We start from the raw sequence: 23,554 nt of genomic DNA, 5'->3' as shown, positions 1-23,554 counted from the left end.
ATAATGAAAGCCCTTTCTATCTGTTATATGATGGAAAGGGCTTTTGATTTCACAAAACTGAGGCCTTTATAAAATCCTGCCGGATTTTGGCGAAGTAAAACTTCGCCCCACAAAGATTAATTAGGAATCACATTCACCACTAAGCGCTTAGGCTCAGCCATAGATTCTTTGTATTGTGTTTTCCAGATTGGATTTTTGCCGACTCCCTGAATCGTTGTATTGCTTCTGATAAAATCGCCTGTTTCAAAAACATAGTAAGCAATGTTGGTGAGTACACCTGCGATTTCACCCGGGTCATATTTTCTGCTGAATCTACACTCAAAGTCTGCTATACCAAAGGCATGGAGGCCGAATGTATCCATTAACACTTCTCCATCACCAATATTAAACAATCGGATATTCATTGCGCCATGTAAGAAATCGCCTTGTTCCTTATCACAGGCTTCAAGAAAATCATCTGGTTTGATAAACTTTTCACTATTCCGGAAATAGATTACGGTAGGCTTAGTAGCCTTTACTACCGCACATAAAAATTTCTGAAAGAAATCTAACCTTGCCTGATGAGGAAGAGTTCTCGACATCAAATCTGTCAGGTTGATTTCAAAGTTACACTTCTCCATTACACCTTTTATGTCAGACCAATGCCATGATTGTGGAAATGCTTTGGTAAATCTATCTAAATTTATTTGAGATTCGGGGTTAATAATTACTCCCTGTGCTGGAACTGGGTTATCAGTAAAATTGACCATATAGTCAGAAAAGAAAAAGGCTAACGAGTCTTCGCTATCGGTTGATTCAACATTTCTGAATCTCAGCTTTAATTCTGAAAGAATCGTTTCTTTATCAAGTTCTGGTTTGTTTTCATAAAACAAGCTTATGAATTGTAAGGTGGGTTCGTTCGGAACTAGTTCTTTTTCTGTGTGTTGAGAAGGTTCTTCTACTGATTTCTTTTTGAAGATGTCAAATAATCCCATGTTTTAAAATAGAGGTTTATATCATGCAATTTAACAATTTGCTTTATTAACTACTATCCTGGGTTTTATTTGCCAGCTAAAATAATAATTTCGATACCTGTTAAGATTTCTACTAGAAAGCGATTTTCATATACATAAGAAAGCTATTTACTTTTAAAAGGAATTATAAAAGTATTAAAAGTATAGATTTATAATTTAAGGAATAAGTACGGGTAATATACTTTCAAAAGGGATAATAAATAAGACCAAAAGATTGTTAAATGCGAAAACAATAGAAAAAGATGGTATTTTTCTTAGAAAGAAACTAATTTTGCACCCGAATTTTAGTGATAAGTACTTAGCTATCAATATTCAAGCAAGAACTTATGGCTGAAAGGTAAACATTTTTATACTTTTCATTTCAAAAAATCATGTCTGCATTAGTTGAAACAGCGAACCTACTCGCTGACAGAATCAACGCGTTGGAAGAATCAGCCACGCTTGGTATGTCGAAAAAATCGCGCGAATTAGCGGCACAGGGACACAAAGTCATTAACCTATCTGTCGGAGAACCAGATTTCAAAACTCCAAAGCATATTTGTGATGCTGCCAAGGCAGCTATCGACAACGGTTTCCACCACTACACACCAGTAGCAGGTATTCCAGAACTCCGCAAGGCAATTGCAGACAAGCTCAAGCGTGAAAATAATCTGGATTGGAAGCCTGAAAACATCGTTGTTTCTACAGGAGCAAAACATTCATTAGCAAACGTAATACAATGTTTAGTAAACCCGGGCGACGAGGTAGTAATCCTTGCACCTTATTGGGTGAGCTATTCTGAAATGGTAAAGTTGGCAGATGGTAAATCTGTGATTGTTGAAGGTTCTTTTGAAAACGATTTCAAAGTGACTCCTGAACAATTGGAAGCCGCGATCACTGATCGTACAAAGGTAGTGATGTATGCATCTCCAAACAACCCTACGGGTTCAGTATACAGCGAAGCTGAACTAAGAGCGCTGGCGAAAGTAATTGAGTTTCATGAGAATGTTTTTGTGTTGGCAGATGAAATCTATGAATACATCAACTTTACGCAGGAAGGACATTTCAGCATCGGTTCGATTCCAGAAATCAAAGACCGCGTAATTACGGTTAATGGTTTTGCCAAAGGCTTTGCTATGACTGGATGGCGTTTAGGTTTTATTGCAGCAGCTAAATGGATTGCTGATGGCGTTGAAAAACTACAAGGTCAGGTAACGTCTGGTACAAGTTCTATTTCGCAACGTGGTGCGGTAGTGGCATGGGAAGATATGTCGGCACCGGAAATGATGAAACTGGCATACTTACGCCGCAGAGATTTAGTAATTAAATTATTGAGAGATATTCCGGGTGTGAAAGTAAATGTACCAGACGGTGCATTCTATGCTTTCCCTGATATTAGTTATTATTTCGGAAAATCAGATGGTACTATCACTATCAATGATGCTGACCAATTGTGTATGTGGTTACTTGAAACAGCACACGTGGCTATGGTAGGCGGTGGCTCATTTGGTGCACCAAAATGTTTAAGAATTTCAACAGCGGCTTCTGACGAAGCTCTTACTGAAGCAATGAGCAGAGTAAAAACAGCTTTAGCTACATTGAAATAAGAATCATAGTCTCTGAAAAAAGCACCTTTATTCAAAGGTGCTTTTTTCTTTTATTTTCTATAAAAAAGTATAATACTTTTTAAAAGTAATTTTTTAAATAAATCTATTTCTTAAACTCAAATACCACTCCAAAAGTCCAACGGAAATCATTGTTTTTACGGCCAGTTACTACCACACTTTCATACGAATCTTCAATAGTACTTCTGATACCCGTGCGCTTAGTAATCTGATAACGAACACTCAGATTAGCATTCCAGCGGAAGTTTTTTTCTGTGATAGCCGGTTGTAAAAACAGGATATGTGATATATAAAGTTTACCCTCATTTAGTGTATACTCACCAAAGAACCTGGTAGAGTTACGCCATAGGTTTTTATCCGGAAGATCCTTATTATTAATAAAGTCAGTCCATTCATAAAGAAGTACATTCGTAACAGACAGATAATAAATTCCTTTATCTATCAATTTGAAACCGAGCCCCCCTGCTGCTATTAGGCGATTACCTATTTTACGGAGATTACTTCTTTCAAAAGACCCAAAGGCTAAATAATACAATCGGTTTTCGGGCAAGACAGTTGTTCGGAAATCGGTAAAAATCTCTCGTTCATTTAACTGCTTATTCTGCTGCCCATAGATAAAAGACGGACTGCTTGAGAATTTGAGAACCTTGCTTAAATTCCAGTCGATACCGGATGCCAATTGTATAAAGGCTCGATTGATATTACCTGAGGTATAAGTCCCATCAGCTGATAGGCGGAACTTGAATTTAGCTGGTGTATCATCCTGCGGTTCATCTTCCTTTTTTTCCTCTTCTTCGTCTTCCTGCTCTTCTTCAGTAGTCGTACTATCCGGCGACATTTGAACCGGAGGAAGGTTTTCTGGTTTAAGAGTATCAGGGTCGGTAGTCTGGGCTTTTAGGGTTACGCTAAATAAAGAAAAAATTAAGATTAGCAATTTTAGTTTCATTGGTGTTTGGTTATTTATAAATTTCGTAAAATTTGTAATATCTTTTCTATTTTGCTAAACAAGCATGAAATTAAAGTGTTTAGGCTAATAGAGAATGCATACAAAAAAGATTAGTGGTTATCAGGAAAATAAGGACAGACAATGGAAGTGGCTAAATATCTTTCAGTAATTTTTGCTAGCATGATAAAATTTTTCGGGGGGCCTTTAACTGGCCTGGCCCTGAAAATTACATGGATAGAAACTGCCGTTTGTTCGGTAGTGGGGATGATGATTACAGTGGCTCTGGTCACATTCTTTGGAAACTACATTCAAAGCTTTTTTACCAGACTTTTTCAGAAGGGGGAACCCAAGAAAAAGAAAAAATTTACCCGCTCCAATCGTTTGGCAGTAAGGGTAAGAAGAAGGTTTGGCCTGATAGGTATTTCTTTTCTGACACCTATCCTTTTTAGCCCGATCGGAGGTGCTATTCTGGCTTTAGCTTTCAGATATCATAAGAGAGATATTTTGTTGAATATGCTCTTAAGCGCTTGCGTTTGGGGTATCATTCAAAGCCTGTTTCTCTATTATGCAAAAGACTTTTTATTCTAAGCAGTACACAGCGTATATAAAGAAAGCGAACGAATAAAAGACTTATTCGTTCGCTTCGTTTTTAGTATATTATAGATTAATTCTAAATCTTTACCACCCTTATTCGTTTCAAGGTTGTGCCCGTTTTATTAACCTCCAGAATATAGCTTCCGGGCACAACGTCAAGAATTGAGAGGTCAATGTAGGCAACACTATTTACTATTTTTACCTGATCATTCTTGATGAATATTCGTTTACCTGAAGAAGTGTAAAGCACAAATTCAAGAGAATGAGTATCTTCCTCTAAAGGCAATTTGACATTACAGACATTCTCGAACGGATTCGGATATACAACCCAGTCACTGATAATATTCTGTGTTGAGTCAGTTGAATATTTTACGTTAAAGGTAACGGTCTTGAAAGTAATCAGCGTGTCTTTCTGGAAAGCGTTTGCTGTCAGGGTATAAGTACCTACCGGAAACTCCAGTCCCCTACCCTCACCAAATAAATTATAAGGCGTACGTGAAGAAATATTTTTAAACTTATAAGGGCCATCAAGGTTAAAACGGAAATCTACCGAATCTAAATTACATCTGGCAAGCACATTTAATCTCTTCGGCAAATCTTCCAGATACAAGGTTCTGTTATTGGTCAATAAACCCCAGCCCTCAATCGGTATGTCAAAATAATCGGCCTTAATCAACTCAAAGTCAATAGCCGGAGGTATACTTTCAATAAACATATGTGACTCCAGACTTGCGCCTTTGTTGTCATAAATTTTGAGTTTGATTTTTGTTTTTCCGAGCGAAGGAGCTTTGCCATAAAAACTAAATTCAAACTTATTGAAATTAACCCATTTAGGAGCTTCCGTTATTTCAATATAGGCAATGTATCCATCGGGGTCGATGTAAAGATTCTCAGGTATTCTGAAAACAAAAGGCTGATTGACTACAATCTGCTGGGTGTAGTCTTTCATGTTTTCGATTGGAAGTTCATTAGGCCCTTCTTGAACTGGAGGTTTAGGAGGATCTGGAGGATTTACTACAACAGGCCCACCAGGATCTGGATTGGTGCCCGGACCGGGGTCAGGCTCAGTAATATCAGGCAGTGGATTATCAATTACCTGTTTATCGTGTATTAAATCTTCATCATATATAATCTTGATTCTTTTCTGATCATTATCAGAGCGTATTCGCCAGTCTTCAACTACTGCCTCGCGATTATCAATTAACTGTGAAAGGCGGTATTTCATAGAGTCGGCATATACGATTGGGGGGCTAGGTTTATCTTTCCAGTAAACGCCTTCATATACAGCCGGGAGTATTTTCTCTACATCTTTACCGTTGTCATAATCTACATAAAGCACTATTACCTCACAACCAAAGCCTACCGCACGGTCTACGTAGTTTCTTAGCGATTCAGGAGTTGCCTGATCGAAGTGAGCAATCTCTGTAAAGAATTTCTGGCCGGGTCTTAAATTACTCATTACTAAATCAGCCTGAAAAGGGTCTACAGAAGTCTTGATAATCTCGGCTTTTTCTGTCAGGTCTTTAAAGGCAAAAGAACTCCTTAATAAGGATAAATTATCGGCTATCCCACCAAACTCACAAGCTACCTGAAAGCTCTGATCAATTGACTTGACGGCGGCAATCATCTGGTCGACATGGCCTTTCAATAACTGATGCCGGAAATAGTACCAGTCTTTTCCCCTTAATCCTCTGAATGAGTCTTTGGTATTAAACAGGTTTACATAAGGCTCTACTTCTGAGAATTGTTTATAGTTGGTACCCCAGTAGCTATTCAGTGTTCGTATGGTCTGGTACTTGGTTTTAGCCCAGTCTTTCCATTTAAGCATTGACCACTTAGAATGATCGAAAACAGCAAAATAAGGAGGATTAGGATATTGTTGATTTTCGTAGGCATAGCCTAACTCTTGTTGTGGCGTATTAACCACCGACACATAAAGTATCTTTCCACTTGTCTGAAGATATTTATAACGTTGGCAAACTTCTTTTACAAAGCCTGCCGCTTTTTCAATAGAGGGTTGGTGCGCGAAACTGAAATGATCATTATCGTAGTAGTAGGTCAAGGGTTTTCCTTTAAAATCTGCCACAGCTTCTTCTAATGCCCAGAAACCCGGCGTGAAGGCAATATGACGACCCAGGTGGATACGAATAACTAATTTTACTTTGAGGTTGTTGATGACGTGGTTTATCTGATTATCAATCTGAGACCAATCTCCTTTAGAATCAGCTTTGGGGTAGATTCTATCCCACATCACAGTTAGCGCTACGGCATTACACCCAGCACCAACCATTTTATTCATGGCACTTATACCATGTGTATTGGTCGCTTCCAGATTCAAAACACCATGAACAATATATCTGTCAGGAGCAGTCTGTGCAAACGAAGAAACCGATAGATTGAACAATAAAAAAACAAGTAAAGAAAAGTAATGTGAAAGTCTGTTCATAAATTTATTTCATTTCGTAAAACACTTGTTCCAACTCAAATTCACTCTTAAACCCAGCACGGCCTCTGACAATTTCCTGTATATTGATAGTTTTGATGGCCTTATCTTTCAAGGACTTAGATTCAAAGAATTGCTTCACGTCCTGAACATTCTCTATTCTGGAGTTAATAATCAGCCCCTTTTCTAATAAAATAGATACACTATTGTAAGACGCCATTTTTCCGTCTTCCGTTGTAATTGTGACAGCAAAATGTGAAGGCTGAAAAAACAAATTTAATAATTTACCAAACCAGGTAGCTGAAGTTTTTATTTTTAATACCCTGATAGTATTAACCGAAGTATCAACCGGAATGTTATAATCCTGTCCAAAACTTAATTTTACGGCTTCCCTTTTAATTTGTTTCAGGATTTTGGTTTTCGGTTGCTTTTCTAACAATAATCGGTTTCCCCAGATCTTTACAGGTTTATAACGCTGCAGAAGCGCCAGAAGTGTTTGGGTTTCATCGCCCCAGGCATATTTATTATCTGTGCTTTCCACACCATATACTACAAAGTCAGGGGCGGTGGCCGACAGGTATTTCTCGCGATTCTTGTCGTCCAGATATTGATTATAAGCCTGATACGATTGAAGTGTCGGGCGGGGATTATAGTTAAGTCTGTTAAAATAAATCTCCGAAATTTCGTTCGGAATAATATCAACACTTTTATGGCCTATCGTGCTAAGTACATCAGCTGGATAGGTAGTTTTGTATTTATAATCGGGTTTGTAGAAAATGTCCTTGAAATATTGAGGGAAAATATAAGTTTTTGTCCGCAGGTTATCAGGAATTGAAAAGGTAACCTTACCAAAAATTGGCTGATAGAAAATCAAATAAGAGATAATATTCAAGGTAATTAATACCCAACCACCAGTCTTAAGCAATTGATGTGTAGCAAAGAATGGCAAGAGTAATAAAGGCAGATTAGCCAATTTAACAAAGGCTGTAATATGTCCGTCATCAGCCCGAACAAAAGCGTATTTAAGCAGGATAAAAGCAATGACAACACTACAACCCCATACAAAAATGTTATCGACCAATGGTAAACTTAATTTCTTATACTGAATAAGGTTTCTGATAGCATATAAGCCACCTAATCCTACCAACAAGCCCCAGATAGTAAAAGCAGCAATGACCAGGCGTAAACGACTATCAGGGAAGAGCGACTGTGCTTCGTTATATCCACTAATTACCTTAATACTTGAATAGAAATATTGTAATAGGTCGGTTTCGAGTAAAATAGCCAATAACCATAAAACAATAGCACTACTAATAAGATATAATAAAAACTCCTTGAGCGTAAGACGCTCAGTAAAGAATGAATAGATAGTGAGCACGGCTACAAAACCTAAACCGATGATACCATAATTGGCCTTAACAAAAAAAGTAATGATACCGATCAGAATAGCATAAGAGAGAAACCAATGGTTTTTGACTTGCAGAAACCTGACCCCCATAAATATAGACGAATAGAATAATAAAAAATGTACCCACTCCCCGTACATCGAAGACACAAAAAAGAACACCACAAAATGAGCGAGTAACTGGTATAGCTTTAATGGCTTTGGTAATAACAGAAAGAGTAAAATACCAATATTGATAAAGAAGAAAAGGTCGAATAAGAAAAACTCGAAGGGCGTGCTCGTAATGGCAAATCTTTGGGTTAATGAGCCCAAAGGCCCATAAGTATAAATTATATCCTGCCCGAAAATCATGTTTTTGGCTTTGGCTAATTCAAGTGCAATGCGCCATGAGTTATCAATACCGCCCTCTGGGTTTTCATAAATCCTGTAATAAGGAAATACTAAAATAATCAGAAATAGAACATAGAAAAACTTTAACCAGAAACTGTGGATTTCCCACTTCAGAAATTTTGCCATTATACTTTAATGAGTCAAACCTATTGAAAGGACAATAATTATGCACGAGAGGGTAAAGAGAAACCAAAGTGACAAAGGTAGATACAGAAGCCTAAAAAAAAAAGCTTTCAACCATTGGTTGAAAGCTCTCTTTATTGACAAAAGCTAATTTATAGCTTAGGTGAATTATTTCTGTTTTCGTTATAATCGTTTAATTTGCTTTTATTTCGGCTATAAATGAAGTAAACGATAAAGCCAAGCAACATCCAGCCAATAGCGAATTTTTGTGCTTTGCTATCCAATAGAGCCATCAAAGCAAAGTTAGTAATGATACCTAATGGCCCGATGATATTAACCAAAGGTGTTTTGAACGGACGATCACGATTCGGTTCTCTGAAACGTAAAATCAATACTGCCAGACAAACCATAGCAAAGGCAAACAAAGTACCAAAGCTAGTCATATCACTCAAAATACCGATTGGTGTAAAAGATGCTACAAGCGAAACGACTAAACCTACTAAAAATGTACTTTTCCAAGGTGTCTGCCATGTTGGGTGTACTTCTTTGAAGAAATTAGGCAATAAACCATCTTTCGCCATTCCTAAGAACACGCGGGTCTGGCCTAACATCATCACCAACATTACAGAAATCAAACCTGCTGTTGCAGCTGCTGTAATAATAAACACCGCCCACGGCTGACCAACTTTGTCAAAAGCCATTGCCACAGGTGCTTTTAATGCATCACCAGTAATATCTTTATAATTAATCATCCCTGTCAATACCAATGAGACAAGGATATAAAGAATAGTACAGATTAATAAAGAAGAGATAATCGCAAATGGTATGTCTTTTTTAGGATTAATGGCCTCACCTGCAGAGGTTGAAACTACGTCGAACCCAATATAAGCGAAGAAAATAGCGGCAGCACCACTGAAGATACCCTTCCAGCCGTAGGCTTCTTTGGCAATACCATCTTCGTGAGTAACTAATGTTGGCTCAGGAATAAATGGTTTCCAGTTATCATAATTAATAAAGAAAGCCCCTACAAGAATTACGAAAATAACAGCGGCTACTTTTAAAATTACAATCAGGTTATTGGTGTTAGCAGCTTCTTTGATACCTTTTACCAGAATCCAGGTTACTACCCATGTGATAATGAATGCAGGTAAATTAAGTGCAAAAGAAGGCGCATCAAGCCCATTTGCTTGTGCATAAGAAGCCGCCGACCAAGGGTCGTTTCTTAGATGGAAAGGAATATCTATCCCAAATAGATGGACAAGTTTATTGAAATAACCCGACCAGCTTACGGCAACGGTCATGGCACCCATAGCATATTCGAGAATCAAACCCCAACCGATAATCCAGGCGAAAAGCTCGCCGATGGTGCCATAGGCATAGGCATAAGCCGAACCCTCAACAGGAAGCATAGAGGCAAATTCAGAATAACAAAGAGCAGCAAATACGCAACCGATACCTGCTATAATGAATGAAAGTGCCAAGGCCGGACCGGCATGGTAGTGAGCAGCAGTACCTGTCAATACAAAGATACCACCCCCGATAATACCACCAATCCCGATAGCGGTAAGACTCCACTTACCCATTACCCGTTTTAGTTGGTTGTTTTTAATATCTGCCTCATAAGCAGACATTGGCTTCTTACGCCAAATACTTTTTTCCATACGTTTTTAGAGTTGTTTTTGGTTTGTTTTCGAATTATATTGCAATATACTGCAAAAAAGCCTTGATTTACCAAACCATTTAATCAAAAAACGAAATATTCTTTTATTTTTTGGCTTTTTACTTCAAAAATCCTGTACGTATATTACCTGTCTGGAAATATTATTTAACGGGTTAATCTATTATTTCTTCTTCAAAAACTAACTGATATCACCTGTTTTTTTATTGGTGCGAGGTATCAATCAAAGCTCTGTTTGCCGAAAAACTTTACCTTAAATAAAATTTATAGTATTTTAATTGGTTATACGTATACTATCTCATGGGTTTGGCTTAATATTACCCTTTTATTCATTTCAATATAGCTATACCAATAAATACAACAAAACTACTAGATACGCATGACCAAAAAGCAAATGAACTGGGTGGGGTTCCTGGTGGGAGTCTTATTATTTAGCATCAGCCTATTTCGTGAAACATTATTTATCAATTCTTACTTTGGCATTTATACGCTATTATTTCTAAAATCGGCCTCTATACTCGTATTGGGATACTACTTTGCCAGAATCATTAACGTTAAACCTATTAAATTCTTAATTGTAGGTATTTGCTTTGAAACATTCGTTCGTGTATTTATGCCTTACGCTTATCCACTCAAAGAGCGGGTTGAGAAGATATCCAAATACCCTACTCTACAAAAAATCTTAAGTCCGATCGCTGGCTATGCTTCAGACATTGCCCGTAACGTAGGTTCAGATATGGGGTCTGTGCAATACTTCGAAACCGGTAGCCGATATGATGATGAACTTTTCTATACTTTCGAGCCAAGTAAGTTTACCTTTAAGCATATCAACTTTGATAATGAATATAATATTAATTCAAAAGGTGCAAGAGACGATGAGCAATCATTGACCAAGCCGGAAATAGTTTTTATCGGTGATTCTTTTACTACAGGCATTGGCGCCAATCAGGACGAAACATTTTCGAGCAGAGTAGAAAAGGCCTTAAATAAGAAAACTCTTAATATCGGTGTGCCTTCTTACGGAACTGCCAGGGAATCATTATTCCTGAAAAGATTCGATCTGGATTCCTGCAAATACATCGTGCTACAATATTGTAATAATGACGATAATGAGAATAAAGCTTTTGTAGATAATAACTTTCAATTGAATAAAAGACCCGAAAAGGATTATAGAAATGCCCAGATTTATAATGAATTAGTTTTACACTATTATCCGTTCAGGTATACTTATTCATTATTTGCCAAAAAGATTCTTTATACAATTGCAGACTTAATGGCGAAGAAAAATGTGGATAAGCCGAAAGCTCAGGCAGTTGTAAAGAATACCTCAGCAGAAGATTTCTTTAAAATTCTTCAAAGATTACAGGCTGAACACCCTGACAAGAAAATTATTGTTTTTGAATTAGGTTTATTCGCCACCTCAAGTGATTTCTACGTGCAATTAAAAGAATTAGTAGATGCGCAACAACTAAAGAACATAGATATAATAGATACATCGAAATTCATCAATTGTGAGGATTGCTATTACAGTCTTGATTTTCATATTACCCCAAAAGGACATCAGATTCTGGCCGATACTTTGGTGAATCATCTGAAACAATAAAAGCCTGATATTTTATCAGGCTTCCTTTATATCTTATTAAATTATTATCAGAACTTAGGGCACGATAGCTCTTTCTTGTTTCTTCTGTTTCTTGTTCTTTTGGTTTCGATAGGATCAAAATGATATGCAATCGAAATCTCATGCGAGCCACCAGTCGAAATACCTAAACCTGAAATAGTAAAATCGTAGCTATACCCAATTGAGAAATTATCCTGACGGACGCCCACCAAAAATACAACAGCATCATTGTTGGTAACATTAATGTCTTTTTTCTTAATCGGGATACCTCTATACCACAGGCCCAAGGTAATGGGAGAATAAGTTGTATAAAACCCTAAATCTAACTGGTCGAATTTGCCTTGTCTTTTATAGAGAAAAGCAGGAGATACTGAAAACTCTCTCTCTGAGTTGCCAGCATTTGAATAAGGATTATTTAAAGGTATTTTCAGCCCCCCACTCACACTTAATTGCATCGGTAAAAAAGAAGGGGTGCTACCAGAAGTAGTTAGAAATGTAAAAGCGGGTTGGTTGACATGATGTGCTGCCAAACCTAACCATGTTTTACTATTATAGAATAGTGCCCCAGCACTAAAATCTACATATTGAATGGGGCGAATATTATCTTTATCTGCTAACGGGTCATTTGAAGGGTTACCCGTGTATCCAGAATTGGTATATTGGTCACCATAAGTAAGCCCTAACAGATTGAGGCTTGTATTGGCATAGCTTCCCTGGATACCCAGACGAAGAAAGTTTTCTTCATTAATTTTCAACTGATAAGCATAAATAGCACCAACTTTAGTACTTTTTAATCTGCCCGGACCCTGAGAGTCGCTGGTAACAAGAAGACCAACTCCACTATTAAGTTTTTCGATATAATGATCTAATGAAAATGAAGTTGTAATATAGTTGGCATTAATTGAAGGCCATTGATTACGATAGTTAGCAATCAGTCTGGGTGCATAGGCACCACCTGCAAAGGCAGGATTCTGGTATAGAGGGGCCGCATAAAATTGCGAAAACTGGGGATCTTGTGCAAGGCTACTAAAGCAAACGGTACACAAAAGGACAATTCGTAAATAAAGTTTTTCCATTGCCTATTCTTATAGGATATAATGATGTATTTCTATAGCAAATTTCATTCCAAAGCACGTTTTAGTTTTTACGAAAGGGTTTTTCTACGAAGATACAGGTTTTCAAAGTATTTGTCTACAACAAAACGTTATATATATGGTTTTTGGTGTATATGAACCAAGAAATGTCGATAGTTCACCTGAAACGAAATGTTTAAGGAGGTATTTCAAATAATTCAGTTTTGTATCTCGTTAAAATTTTTAGAAGCAAAATCTAAAAATTCGGTTTATTTTTAATAAGTTAGTATTTATTATATTTAACGAACTATGTGGGGTGGTATTGGTACTAATCTAAGGATTTTTTTTATTGCGGCCACATTATCCTTTACTTCTTATTTTTCCTTTTGTCAGGATTTCTATATAGGTGGTAAAAAATGTATTAGCGTCCCTTCTACCCCTCCAGGTGGAACCGGACAAGCTCAGAGTGCGGACTGTAGTGAGCCGACAGTTTTTTTTGATACAAATAAGGATGCAACCGCCTGGCTATGGGATTTTGGTGATGGTAGCGCTACGGCTGCTATCCGTAATCCACAGCATACTTATGCGCAAGTTGGTACATATACCGTTACACTCACACGTACAGTAAAAAACGTTGTACAGGCGCCGGTTTCTCAGACCGTTACGATTAGCCAACCACCAGCTCAACCTAAGTTTTTCAAGAAAACCAGTGCGGATACAACCGTTTGTGATGGTAAGACGCTGACGTTGAATCCTTATGACCCATTAAAAGGCGGGGCGCCAGCACCAGCAGGCGTTACATATCTTTGGTTTCCGAAAGGCCAGACAACACCAACAATAGATGTTGATTCAGCAGGTTGTTATTCGGTAGAAGTTTTTGATGCCTCAGGCCAATGTTCACGGACAGCCAAAATCAATGTGAAATTCTGTTTGCAACAGACCAATAGCGGTGGAAGTGAGAAATGGTATTTTGGTACAGGGGCTACCCTCGAATTTGGGTTGAACCCATCAAATGCTCTTCCGCCTGATACATTAGCTAATTCAGGAGACCTTTTTGAAGATCCTGAAGAAGAAGATCCAGTCTATATTCCTGTAGAGTCTACTAAAAGCAACCCTATCGATTCTCCTGAAGGAGTAGCAATGGTTTATGGCCCTAAGGGAAGTTTAGTGTTTTATACAGATGGTATAAAAATATATGGTAGTGACGACAAACCGCTGGCCTTTGTTGCGCCTTTAACCAGTAGCGATCTGGGTGGGACAAATACCTCTACGCAATCGTCGCTTATTATTCCAAAGAGTTCTTGTAATGAGTGTCCCCATCATTTGTATTACGTATATACACTAAATAAAGATACTGGTTTGTTGTCTTATAGTATCGTTGATTTACGGCGAGACAATGGGAAAGGAGCAGTAGTAGAAAAAAACATTCCTGTAAGCCTTACCACAAGTCAGCAGATTACGGCGAAGAAAACACAGGACGAATCAGGTTTCTTTGTTTACACCCACGATAGTAAAACCAATGAGTTCAGAGTACTGAAAGTTGACTCCACTGGTGCAACCGAGAAAATTCAGACTTTAGGAATGGTTCCATCAGATACAACAGGCTATATGCGTATATCACCGGGTGGTGATAAGCTGGCAATGGCAATAGTAAAAGATGGAAAAAACTACATCGAGGTCTATGATATAGACGGTGAAACGGGAGAATTGAAATTGAGCCTGACTATAGATTTAAAAACGGAAGCGCCACCGATGGTATATGGGCTGGAGTTTTCGCAGGATGGAGAGAAACTTTATACGACATTAAGAGGAGATCCCTCTAAAAATATAAAATCGTATTTGTATCAACTGAATCTGAATCTGAAAGATCCGGTTGCTATTAATGCCAATAAATTTAAGATTGATGAGTCGGCAACGAATGCTTATGGAGCTTTACAGATGGGGCCAACCAATGCAGGTGGGGGCGGAGCCATCTATATGGCTATAGATGGTAGTGACCTGATTCCTTATATCTCACAACCCGAAGTAGTGGGTGGTGCCGCTCTGGTAGGGTATGTGCCTATTAAAGATGGGTTCGGAGCCGACGTATTAGGGACAAGCCATTTTGGTTTTCCGAATGTAGTACATGCCAAACAAATACAGGAAGGTGAAAAACTAAGTGCAACCTTTGAAGGTACGTGTCAAGGGCAACCAACGATCTTTAAAACTCAGGGGATATGTAGCCCTATGAAAAGTGAGGTAGCCTGGGATTTTGGTGATGGCGCAACCGGAAAAGGAACCGAAACGTCTCATACCTACGAAAAGGAGGGTAGATACATCATTAAAATGACTGTAGATGTATTCTCTGAAACCTTCATTAGTAAAAATTTAAATATCCCTATTCTTACTCAGGTTTTAGGAAATTCGCTCAAAGAGAAATGTAATACATTTGTAGTAACAGATACGGTTTATATTAAGCCGCTTCCAATAATCAATCTTCCGGATTCTGCTTTTGTTTGTGTACTTAAGGGAGCTACTATGGTTTTAGACCCGAAAGCCCAAAGAACCTATGATCCTCAATACCTTTGGAGACCAACGTCTGAAACCACTCCAACTATCACCGTAAGTGCCTTGGCAAGATATAGTGTTCAGGTTGCGAATAAGTTTGTTTCAAGAAGTGGAAATGTATTCTGTGCTACGTCTGATACGACATTAGTAAAAGAAGGTTGTGAACCACAGGTATTTGTGCCGGAAATTTTTACACCTAATGGTGATGGAATTAATGATAAGTTTGAATTACCTAATGAGTTTATCACAGAATTTGATTTGAAGATTTTCAACCGTTGGGGTGAGATTATCTTTGAATCGCTAGAACCCGATAGACTTTGGGATGGTACCTATAAAGGCAAAATGATGGCACCGATGCTTTATGCCTTTACAGTAAGTTATAAAAGTCTCTATTTTCCATACCGACCGAAAATAACCAAGACGGGGGGCATTCTACTGGTGAAATAGAAATTCTTCAAAAAACACATCAGGTATATTCTTCTCTGTTTATATCTTTGAAAGGGTAATTAGCTAATGATTGAATTTAGCTGATTACCCTTTTACACGATCATTTAAAAGGGTTTTGTGTAGAAACCAGCAGAAAAATTGTATATTTGATAAATAAAAAGAGAGGTTTCTCACAGATTTCATGCGACAAGATTATATAAAAGGAGATAAGGAAGCGCTTTCGCCTGTAGAAAAAGAAATAGAAAAAGCATTAAGACCTCTTTCGTTTGATGATTTTACAGGACAGGATAAAATTCTTGAAAATTTAAAAATCTTTGTTTTAGCTGCTAAGCAAAGAAAAGAAGCCCTTGACCATGTACTGTTACATGGTCCGCCGGGCTTAGGTAAAACTACGCTCTCTTTGATTATCTCTAACGAGCTAGGCACCAATATCAAAATAACCTCAGGTCCTGTTTTAGACAAACCCAGCGATCTGGCTGGCTTACTGACTAACCTTGAGCCTTTTGATGTACTATTCATTGATGAAATCCATCGCCTGAATCCGATAGTAGAAGAATATCTCTACTCGGCTATGGAAGACTATAAGATAGATATTATGCTGGATTCAGGGCCAAATGCTAGAAGTGTGCAGATTACCCTTAACCCATTTACTTTGATTGGTGCAACTACTCGTGCAGGTTTATTGACCTCTCCGCTTCGTGCCCGCTTTGGTATCAACTCCCGTTTGGAATATTACGATGCTGAGTTGCTTTCTAAAATTGTCAAACGCTCTTCGTATATACTCAATACACCGATTACAGACGAGGGTGCGTTTGAAATCGCACGCCGAAGCCGCGGGACACCACGTATTGCCAATAATCTGCTCAGACGTACCCGCGATTTTGCACAGGTAAAAGGGAATGGGAAAATTACGATTGAAATTGCAGAAATAGCTTTAACGGCGCTGGATGTTGACCACGATGGATTGGATGATATGGACAACCGTATTCTGCAAACTATCATTGAGAAATTTAAAGGTGGCCCCGTTGGCTTATCAACCATTGCCACGGCAGTAGGAGAGGAGGCTGAAACAATTGAGGAGGTTTACGAACCATTCCTGATTCAGGAAGGCTATCTGAAACGTACCTCACGTGGAAGAGAAGCTACTGAAAAAGCCTACAAACATTTGAATATTCTGCCGAAGTATAGAATGGGAGAGTTGTTTTAGAAGAACACATCTTCAAATTGTCGGATTTCAAAATTTTCTCCGACAATAATCGCTATAATATCAAAACGTATTTTGCCACGCCAGTCTTTCTGATACACATAGTTTTCGGCTGTTTTCATGATAAGACTGGCTTTGGCTTTTGAAATGGTCTGTTCCGGGAAACCATATATAACTTCGGTTCGGGCTCTTACTTCTACAAAAATCAACCAGTTGTCTTTCTGGGCAATAATATCTATTTCTCCTTTGCCAAATACATAGTTTCTGTCCAGAATCATATACCCTTCCTTTTGTAGAAAGGTTGCCGCCATTTCTTCTGCTTTATTTCCGGTCTCATTGTGTTGCGCCATGGGTCAGCAGAATTAAAAAGAGGTTTTATTTATATTGTCCGGCAAGCTCAGCAATTACAGTCTCACCGCCTACAGGACGATCATCGATATTAACCAATATCTTAGCATCAAGTGGCAAGAAAATATCAATTCTCGAGCCGAATTTGATAAAACCAAATTCAGTACCTTGTTCTACTTTTTGTCCTTCTTTTACATACCAGCACAAGCGACGAGCTAATGCTCCGGCTATCTGGCGGAAAAGTACCTCTGTACCATTATCATGTTTTACTACGATAGTTGTTCTTTCATTATCCGTGCTTGATTTCGGATGCCATGCCACCAGATATTTTCCGGCATGATATTTAAAGTAAGAAACAACACCTGAAATAGGATTGAAATTGATATGCACATTAATAGGCGACATAAAAATAGAAACCTGGCGGCGTGGGCCCTTAAAGTATTCGGTCTCAACTACTTCTTCAATCACTACCACTTTGCCATCGGCAGGGGCAATTACGTGTTTAGAGTTAATGGTTGTCCGGCGTGTAGGTTTGCGGAAAAACTGAAGAATAATAATCAGAAAAACAATGCTAACTCCAATAAGGATATTATGCACAAGAGCATTGTCTGGTAAAAAGTATCTTACTAATCCGTTAAGAATCACTAAGCCGATAATTGTTAGAGAAATGGTTCCTGTACCCTCTTTGTGTAATGTCATTGTCAGTCTGCTGGTTTTTTAGAAGCACAAATATAATCAACGCAAAGATTTTGCGTTATCTTCACGGCTCAAATATTTATCATGCCATGTGAATAACCTGTGGATAAGTGGGTGTTTCACGTGGAAAACTTTCTAAACCTCTATGTATCGTTTGTTTTTTTGGCAAAATTGGTCTAAAACAGAAAAATTGATATGCGTTTGTTTTTTAACTGTCTTATTGCTTTCACTAGCTTTATTGGGTCTATACTGGTATCGTGGCCTGAATAATGTGATCCATTGGGATGTGCTGAGTGAGTTAGATGAGATACCTACTGTTACCAATAGCTTTTCAGATGGTGAACTAAAATATACGATTAACGGCAATGCCTATTTGGTGAAAGAGCGCTTTCTGGCTTCTCTCATGCAAACCAATACGGTGGCAACCTATATATTTTTGGCCTTCTTTATTCTAGGGCTTAATCTATTACTTGCAGCCTTCTCTGCTTTGCCACGTTATTGGTTTTTAGGTGGAATGGTAGCTTTAGCGGCCGTGTTTGTCACTTTCAGAATAGAAAATGTTTTTAACCTGACAAATCAGGCTGGTTTTCTGGTGGCGTTTGCCGGATTTGCCGGATTAGCTTTTTACTTTAATAATTATGCAGTTAAAGCCAGCTTTACTAAAAGGTTTACAGGTTTTTTGATAATGACAATTCTAGCCGGAGGTATCATTCAGTATTTCTCTAAAATCAGCCATCCGTTCTTAGCAGTGGCTTCTTATGGGTTATTGTCTGCCGTTGTTTTTACTGTATTATTTATTTTATTAATCTCCCATGAGATTGTTGCTTCTTTAGTTTGGATAGTTTCCAATTCGGGTATCAGAGGGAAAAGCTCCTTGAATCAATTCATTATTGTTTCGTCAATCTATCTGCTTAATATTTTACTGATTTATTTAGAAAGACATAAGTATATCGACTGGAATATTCTTGCGATAAGCCCGATTGTATTATTTGTGATTTCAACGGTTTTAGGTGTCTGGGGTTTCAGAGAGGCTACGGACGAATCAGCACATTTTAATTTCAGAACTATCGGTGCCTGGTTATATTTTGGTTTGGCTATTATCGCTTCTGCAACTATCAGCCTGGCCTATGCTACCGGAAATGACCCATTGATAGATGCCGTCGAAAGTTTTATTATCACAGCTCATCTGGTAGTGGGTATTGCCTTTTTTATGTATGTGGTGCTTAACTTTATACAAGCCATGCAGAAAGGTTTGCCTATTCATAGAATCCTGTACAGACCACAATTTTTAGAGCTTTCTCTGTTTCGTTTAGGTGCATTGGTGGGTATTGTTGCCTTGCTTTCTTTAAAAAACTTTTATGCCTATTATCAGGCAACAGCGGGCTATTATAATACCATTGCCGATTTCTACAAAGCTAGCGGTGATTTAGCCTATGCTGAAACCTTTTATAAAGAAGCCACACATAACGATATAAGAAATCATAAATCAAATTATGCGCTGGCTACCTTGGCAATGGAAGCGAATGATAAAGATAATATGGGGGCTTTTCTGAAAAATGCTTTAGAGAAGACTCCAAGTCCTTATGCCTATGCAGGACTGAGCAAAGTCTTGCAGGAGAAAGATATGTTTTTTGATGCCCTGTTTACAATGCAGGAGGGTGTTCGGAAATTCCCGGAGAATCAGCAATTATTAACTAATCTGGCATGGTTATATGAAAAAACCAAAGTAACGGATTCAACTTTTTATTATCTTAACAAAGCAAAGGAGAATTGTATAGATTGTGATTTGGCTGATGCCAATTTATTAGCTTTTCGTTTAAAATATGGTAAAGGAGATAGCCTAAAAAATGAAAATACTTCTCTTAGCCTATTGGCTAACCAATCGGCCTCGGCTCAAGAGAAAAAGGATATAAGTACTTCTACATTAAAGCTAGGAAATGATTCCGCATTAAACGTAAGTCAATTTGCTTTAATTTATAATCTTACTACAGTGGCTTCTGCGAAAGCGCCGTTTTCAGGTAAAGATTTACAGAAAATTCAACAGAAAGAGATTAACCAGAGTTTTTATGAAGATTTAGCGTTTGCCATTGCTTCGCAGAATTATTATAGAGAGAATACGATAGAAGGTATTAAACAATTGACAGTTCTGGCTAATGATTCAACTAAGAAAAAACAATTGTATAACCAGGTAGTGGGAATGTGGTATCTGCAACAAGGCGTATTCGATAAAGCCATCGTGCATCTGACGAGAGCCGGAGATAAGGCATCGGTAGATATTTTACAAAAACAGGATTACGTGGTTAGTATACCTGAATACCAACAGGCTCAGGCAGAAGAACTATTGAAAAATGCTAAAACCAAAGCTGATTTTGATAAGGCATTAAAAAACAGTCCGCTGAATCCAATTATTATCAGCAAGACCATTGAGTTTTACAATACAAAACTCAATAAGCCCAATGATGCGTATAAACTTGTTTTTAATGCCTTGGAGGTAAATGATAATAGTGCAGAATTATGGAAGTTATATGTGCTGCAATCTTTAAAAATAGGCGTAGACAACTATGCAGAAGATGGGTTGGAGAAACTCCGTTTACTGACAAGCGCTACCGATTATCAAGCGTTTCTTTCCACCTATCAAGCCCAAAAAGCATTGATGGAAAAAAACAAGGTTGGTTTTGAATGATGAAATATATTTGAATTGAAATAGTGGGGTAGCACCTAAATACTCCATGCACTCACGTACTCACTCATTCATAGTATCTAATGAAAATAATTGAGACTACCAATATTTCTAAACGCTACATTATGGGTAGCGAAATAATTGATGCCCTAAAGTCAGTTACCATTTCAGTCGATAAAGGAGAATATGTCGCATTCATGGGACCATCAGGTTCTGGAAAGTCTACACTCATGAACATCATCGGTTGTCTGGATTCTCCGACAGGTGGGCGATATGTATTAAATAATAATGATGTGAGCCGTATGAGTGAGAACGAGCTTGCGGAGGTAAGAAATAAAGAAATTGGTTTTGTGTTTCAGACATTCAACCTTTTGCCTCGTCAATCTGCTTTAGAGAATGTGGCCTTGCCTTTGATTTACGCAGGTTATACCAAATCTCAACGCACCGAAAAGGCCATGAGTATACTCAAAAGCGTTGGACTTGAAACCAGAGCACATCATAAACCGAATGAATTATCCGGTGGTCAGCGCCAACGTGTGGCTATTGCCAGAGCACTGGTGAACGACCCGAGTATCTTATTAGCCGATGAGCCGACTGGTAACCTTGATACCAGGACTTCTTACGAAATCATGGAGCTGTTCGACCAGCTATATTCAAAGGGTAATACGATTGTGATGGTAACACACGAAGAAGATATTGCCAGATATTCTCATAGAATTGTTCGTTTAAGAGATGGTCTGGTTGAATCGGATAAAATTAATGCTACGCCGACCAATCCGAGAGAAATGGCAAAAATGTTTGCCGAAAAGACCAAAGAATAAACACAAGAAATAGCTTTTGTGAAAAACAGACAAAGTAGGGACTAGGCTTTCCGGATAAATAATTTTAATTCCAGAGGAGTATAAACTAAATGTCATATTTTTTCGTTAATCAATCATATATCAAATACCATAACTAATTTAACTTTTTACTATGAAAAAAACAGTATTACTACTCTCATTCTTATTTTCGATTACTTCATTAGTTTTTGCTCAAAAGGCAAGTCCACATGTGACAGCTGAAAGTAAAAACGTGAAAGTAAGTTATGGACAACCATCAAAGAAAGGACGTGTAATTTTTGGAGGCTTAGAAAAATTTGGAACAGTGTGGAGAACAGGTGCAGATGAAGCAACAGAAATTACATTTGCCAAAGACGTTAAATTTGGTGGCAAAGCAGTAAAAGCAGGTACTTATACACTTTTCTCTAAATTAGGAGAGAAAGAGTGGACAATCATATTAAACAGTGAGTTGAAACAATGGGGTGCTTATGGTTACGAAAAAATCAAAGACAAAAACGTAGCGGAAGTAACAGTACCTACCAAAACATTGTCGACTCCGGTTGAAAAGCTAACAATCACTACTGATGATAAGGTTTTAACCATCGCCTGGGATACCACTCAAGTGAGTGTTCCCATGGAGTTTTAGGGTTTAGGTAAGTGTAGTGATAAAAAGCAGAGGCATGTGCTTCTGCTTTTTTTGTTTATTTTTGAGGGAATCTGGCATGAAACGTGTTATTTTTACAGACATATCCCAAAAAATGGGTATAGTTAAAATTTTTTTCAACTCCGGTCGTTTAAGTTTAGAAGTAAAATGGCGTTTATCAAAAAATGAGAGTTCTACCCATTATCATATTAAGTGCAGGCATTATTAGTGGCCTTGATGCTGTGGCACAAACAACGAGCCCAAGTACTGTTCCGAGTTCGGTTCCGACTGCAAAAAAAAGAAAGGCGAAAGATATTATAAAAGATGCTGTTCAGGTAAGTGGTGGCCCTAAGCTATCAGCAGGTGCTTCCGCTTCTGGTGGTGTTTCCTCCTCTGCCTTGGGCTCCAAAGACGGTTCATTAGCTTCTCCTAATCTAAGTGTTTCGAACCCGGAAGATGCCAAGAAATTTGCTACTGAAACTTTGCCTGATTTAGGTCTGAAAATCTCAAAGAACTTCAAGAAGCTAAAGAAGGAGTTGAAAAGCATGAAGAAAGAATTTAATGGGCGCGATTATGAGGGTTTGAAAGTAGAAAAACAAGTGCTTCGCCAGGGAAGTGGCAGCCGAATGACTTATAGCGAGTTTTATACATTAAGAGAATACAAACAACCTGATTTATATAGCCGCCGTTTATATTGGTACGACCACAAAGCAAATAGGATTGTAGAGGGGATTGGAAGAGATAAAGAAAAAAATGACCTGATGCACGGGCCTTTCAAGAAATATTTAGGCGATTTATTAGTAGAAGAAGGATGGTACTATATGGGTACGAAACACGGTCGCTGGGAAGTATATGATAAAAATTACAATCTACTGAATAAAGAATATTACGATAAAGGTTTTTCTCGTGATGCTAGTATCACTTATTATGATGAATCACAAAAGAAAATTAAAGAAGTGCTTCCTAGAAATTTTGATAAGGTGACGGGTGAATACTTCTTATTTAATGAAAGTGGAACATTGGCAGAGCAGGGAATGATGGATGATAGCGTGAGAGTAGGCCAATGGGTAGAGTATTATCCTACCGGAAACCGTCGTAAAAAAGAAGTACAATATGGCAAAGACTGCTTTGATACTGCCTTTGAAGCCTATACTATCAGAGAATATGATGAGCGCGGGAAGATGATTTTTGAGTCGCCAAAAGTGAAGAAAAACTAAGGATTCTTGCAGAAGAAAAGGTGGATTTTTATAGTTTTTCTCAAATTTTTTCTTATCTTTGTTA

At 38.0% G+C, this 23,554-nt stretch carries 17 protein-coding genes; 9 read left to right on the top strand and 8 right to left on the bottom strand.

Annotation, left to right across the window (positions count from 1 at the left end; translation table 11 throughout):
• Positions 1-116: 116 nt before the first annotated feature.
• Positions 117-974 (bottom strand): DUF4261 domain-containing protein, encoded by an 858-nt coding sequence (locus tag ACYVFA_RS03170; RefSeq protein WP_460470342.1) that lies wholly within the window; start codon positions 972-974, stop codon positions 117-119.
• Positions 975-1,384: 410 nt separating this feature from the next.
• On the opposite strand from ACYVFA_RS03170, the gene ACYVFA_RS03165 reads away from it, so the two are divergent.
• Positions 1,385-2,599 carry a pyridoxal phosphate-dependent aminotransferase gene (locus ACYVFA_RS03165; RefSeq protein ID WP_460470341.1) on the top strand — a complete coding sequence of 405 codons (1,215 nt, stop codon included), beginning with the start codon at positions 1,385-1,387 and terminating at the stop codon, positions 2,597-2,599.
• Positions 2,600-2,702: 103 nt separating this feature from the next.
• Here ACYVFA_RS03165 and ACYVFA_RS03160 read toward each other — a convergent pair whose 3' ends face one another.
• A complete protein-coding gene (locus tag ACYVFA_RS03160) occupies positions 2,703-3,563 on the bottom strand; it encodes a DUF481 domain-containing protein (RefSeq protein WP_460470340.1) in 861 nt (286 codons plus the stop codon).
• Between the two features lie 180 nt (positions 3,564-3,743).
• On the opposite strand from ACYVFA_RS03160, the gene ACYVFA_RS03155 reads away from it, so the two are divergent.
• On the top strand, positions 3,744-4,151 hold the full coding sequence (locus ACYVFA_RS03155) for a small multi-drug export protein (protein ID WP_460470339.1): 408 nt from the start codon (positions 3,744-3,746) through the stop codon (positions 4,149-4,151).
• Between the two features lie 82 nt (positions 4,152-4,233).
• Here ACYVFA_RS03155 and ACYVFA_RS03150 read toward each other — a convergent pair whose 3' ends face one another.
• The 3 genes from ACYVFA_RS03150 to ACYVFA_RS03140 form a co-directional block, all read right to left on the bottom strand.
• Entirely contained in the window at positions 4,234-6,603 is a 2,370-nt protein-coding gene (locus tag ACYVFA_RS03150; protein WP_460470338.1) for a T9SS type A sorting domain-containing protein, read from the bottom strand.
• Positions 6,604-6,607: 4 nt separating this feature from the next.
• On the bottom strand, positions 6,608-8,521 hold the full coding sequence (locus ACYVFA_RS03145; RefSeq protein WP_460470337.1) for a hypothetical protein: 1,914 nt from the start codon (positions 8,519-8,521) through the stop codon (positions 6,608-6,610).
• A gap of 149 nt (positions 8,522-8,670) precedes the next feature.
• Complete coding sequence (locus ACYVFA_RS03140) at positions 8,671-10,179, bottom strand: APC family permease (RefSeq protein ID WP_460470336.1); 1,509 nt, start codon at positions 10,177-10,179, stop codon at positions 8,671-8,673.
• A gap of 396 nt (positions 10,180-10,575) precedes the next feature.
• Between ACYVFA_RS03140 and ACYVFA_RS03135 the strand changes: the two genes are divergently transcribed.
• On the top strand, positions 10,576-11,799 hold the full coding sequence (locus ACYVFA_RS03135) for a hypothetical protein (RefSeq protein WP_460470335.1): 1,224 nt from the start codon (positions 10,576-10,578) through the stop codon (positions 11,797-11,799).
• Positions 11,800-11,846: 47 nt separating this feature from the next.
• Here the strand turns inward: ACYVFA_RS03135 and ACYVFA_RS03130 are convergent, their stop codons facing one another.
• Positions 11,847-12,893: a PorP/SprF family type IX secretion system membrane protein gene (locus ACYVFA_RS03130; RefSeq protein ID WP_460470334.1), complete on the bottom strand. Its 1,047-nt coding sequence runs from the start codon at positions 12,891-12,893 to the stop codon at positions 11,847-11,849.
• A gap of 306 nt (positions 12,894-13,199) precedes the next feature.
• On the opposite strand from ACYVFA_RS03130, the gene ACYVFA_RS03125 reads away from it, so the two are divergent.
• Both ACYVFA_RS03125 and ruvB read left to right on the top strand, forming a co-directional pair.
• Complete coding sequence (locus ACYVFA_RS03125) at positions 13,200-15,884, top strand: PKD domain-containing protein (RefSeq protein ID WP_460470333.1); 2,685 nt, start codon at positions 13,200-13,202, stop codon at positions 15,882-15,884.
• Positions 15,885-16,065: 181 nt separating this feature from the next.
• On the top strand, positions 16,066-17,091 hold the full coding sequence (gene ruvB, locus ACYVFA_RS03120) for a Holliday junction branch migration DNA helicase RuvB (RefSeq protein ID WP_460470332.1): 1,026 nt from the start codon (positions 16,066-16,068) through the stop codon (positions 17,089-17,091).
• Here the strand turns inward: ruvB and ACYVFA_RS03115 are convergent.
• Both ACYVFA_RS03115 and ACYVFA_RS03110 read right to left on the bottom strand, forming a co-directional pair.
• Positions 17,088-17,438: a YraN family protein gene (locus ACYVFA_RS03115; RefSeq protein ID WP_460470331.1), complete on the bottom strand. Its 351-nt coding sequence runs from the start codon at positions 17,436-17,438 to the stop codon at positions 17,088-17,090. The genes ruvB and ACYVFA_RS03115 overlap by 4 nt on opposite strands.
• A gap of 25 nt (positions 17,439-17,463) precedes the next feature.
• Entirely contained in the window at positions 17,464-18,135 is a 672-nt protein-coding gene (locus ACYVFA_RS03110) for a phosphatidylserine decarboxylase (RefSeq protein WP_460470330.1), read from the bottom strand.
• Positions 18,136-18,352: 217 nt separating this feature from the next.
• Between ACYVFA_RS03110 and ACYVFA_RS03105 the strand changes: the two genes are divergently transcribed.
• The 4 genes from ACYVFA_RS03105 to ACYVFA_RS03090 all read left to right on the top strand — a co-directional run bounded on the left by ACYVFA_RS03105 (position 18,353) and on the right by ACYVFA_RS03090 (position 23,490).
• Positions 18,353-20,815, top strand: coding sequence for a tetratricopeptide repeat protein (locus ACYVFA_RS03105; protein ID WP_460470329.1), 2,463 nt, complete (start codon positions 18,353-18,355; stop codon positions 20,813-20,815).
• 80 nt (positions 20,816-20,895) lie between these two features.
• Positions 20,896-21,633 (top strand): ABC transporter ATP-binding protein, encoded by a 738-nt coding sequence (locus tag ACYVFA_RS03100; RefSeq protein WP_460470328.1) that lies wholly within the window; start codon positions 20,896-20,898, stop codon positions 21,631-21,633.
• A 151-nt stretch (positions 21,634-21,784) separates the two neighbouring features.
• Positions 21,785-22,276, top strand: a complete 492-nt coding sequence (locus tag ACYVFA_RS03095; RefSeq protein WP_460470327.1) for a DUF2911 domain-containing protein — start codon at positions 21,785-21,787, stop codon at positions 22,274-22,276.
• A 182-nt stretch (positions 22,277-22,458) separates the two neighbouring features.
• The gene (locus ACYVFA_RS03090; protein ID WP_460470326.1) at positions 22,459-23,490 is read left to right on the top strand and encodes a toxin-antitoxin system YwqK family antitoxin; all 1,032 of its coding nucleotides are present in this window, start codon (positions 22,459-22,461) and stop codon (positions 23,488-23,490) included.
• Positions 23,491-23,554 lie beyond the last annotated feature (64 nt).

The sequence above is a fragment of the Emticicia fontis genome, assembly GCF_054779675.1.
The sequence above is the reverse complement of the archived record's forward strand: the minus strand, read 5'-3'. Positions and strand labels throughout refer to the sequence as shown.

Excerpts from the sequence above, each read along its gene's own strand:
- ACYVFA_RS03100 (WP_460470328.1), top strand. The coding sequence starts at position 20,896 with ATGAAAATAATTGAGACTACCAATATTTCTAAACGCTACATTATGGGT.
- ACYVFA_RS03165 (WP_460470341.1), top strand. The coding sequence starts at position 1,385 with ATGTCTGCATTAGTTGAAACAGCGAACCTACTCGCTGACAGAATCAAC.
- ruvB (WP_460470332.1), top strand. The coding sequence starts at position 16,066 with ATGCGACAAGATTATATAAAAGGAGATAAGGAAGCGCTTTCGCCTGTA.
- ACYVFA_RS03160 (WP_460470340.1), bottom strand. The coding sequence starts at position 3,563 with ATGAAACTAAAATTGCTAATCTTAATTTTTTCTTTATTTAGCGTAACC.
- ACYVFA_RS03130 (WP_460470334.1), bottom strand. The coding sequence starts at position 12,893 with ATGGAAAAACTTTATTTACGAATTGTCCTTTTGTGTACCGTTTGCTTT.
- ACYVFA_RS03115 (WP_460470331.1), bottom strand. The coding sequence starts at position 17,438 with ATGGCGCAACACAATGAGACCGGAAATAAAGCAGAAGAAATGGCGGCA.
- ACYVFA_RS03125 (WP_460470333.1), top strand. The coding sequence starts at position 13,200 with ATGTGGGGTGGTATTGGTACTAATCTAAGGATTTTTTTTATTGCGGCC.
- ACYVFA_RS03150 (WP_460470338.1), bottom strand. The coding sequence starts at position 6,603 with ATGAACAGACTTTCACATTACTTTTCTTTACTTGTTTTTTTATTGTTC.
- ACYVFA_RS03110 (WP_460470330.1), bottom strand. The coding sequence starts at position 18,135 with ATGACATTACACAAAGAGGGTACAGGAACCATTTCTCTAACAATTATC.
- ACYVFA_RS03090 (WP_460470326.1), top strand. The coding sequence starts at position 22,459 with ATGAGAGTTCTACCCATTATCATATTAAGTGCAGGCATTATTAGTGGC.
- ACYVFA_RS03135 (WP_460470335.1), top strand. The coding sequence starts at position 10,576 with ATGACCAAAAAGCAAATGAACTGGGTGGGGTTCCTGGTGGGAGTCTTA.
- ACYVFA_RS03095 (WP_460470327.1), top strand. The coding sequence starts at position 21,785 with ATGAAAAAAACAGTATTACTACTCTCATTCTTATTTTCGATTACTTCA.
- ACYVFA_RS03145 (WP_460470337.1), bottom strand. The coding sequence starts at position 8,521 with ATGGCAAAATTTCTGAAGTGGGAAATCCACAGTTTCTGGTTAAAGTTT.
- ACYVFA_RS03140 (WP_460470336.1), bottom strand. The coding sequence starts at position 10,179 with ATGGAAAAAAGTATTTGGCGTAAGAAGCCAATGTCTGCTTATGAGGCA.
- ACYVFA_RS03170 (WP_460470342.1), bottom strand. The coding sequence starts at position 974 with ATGGGATTATTTGACATCTTCAAAAAGAAATCAGTAGAAGAACCTTCT.
- ACYVFA_RS03155 (WP_460470339.1), top strand. The coding sequence starts at position 3,744 with ATGATAAAATTTTTCGGGGGGCCTTTAACTGGCCTGGCCCTGAAAATT.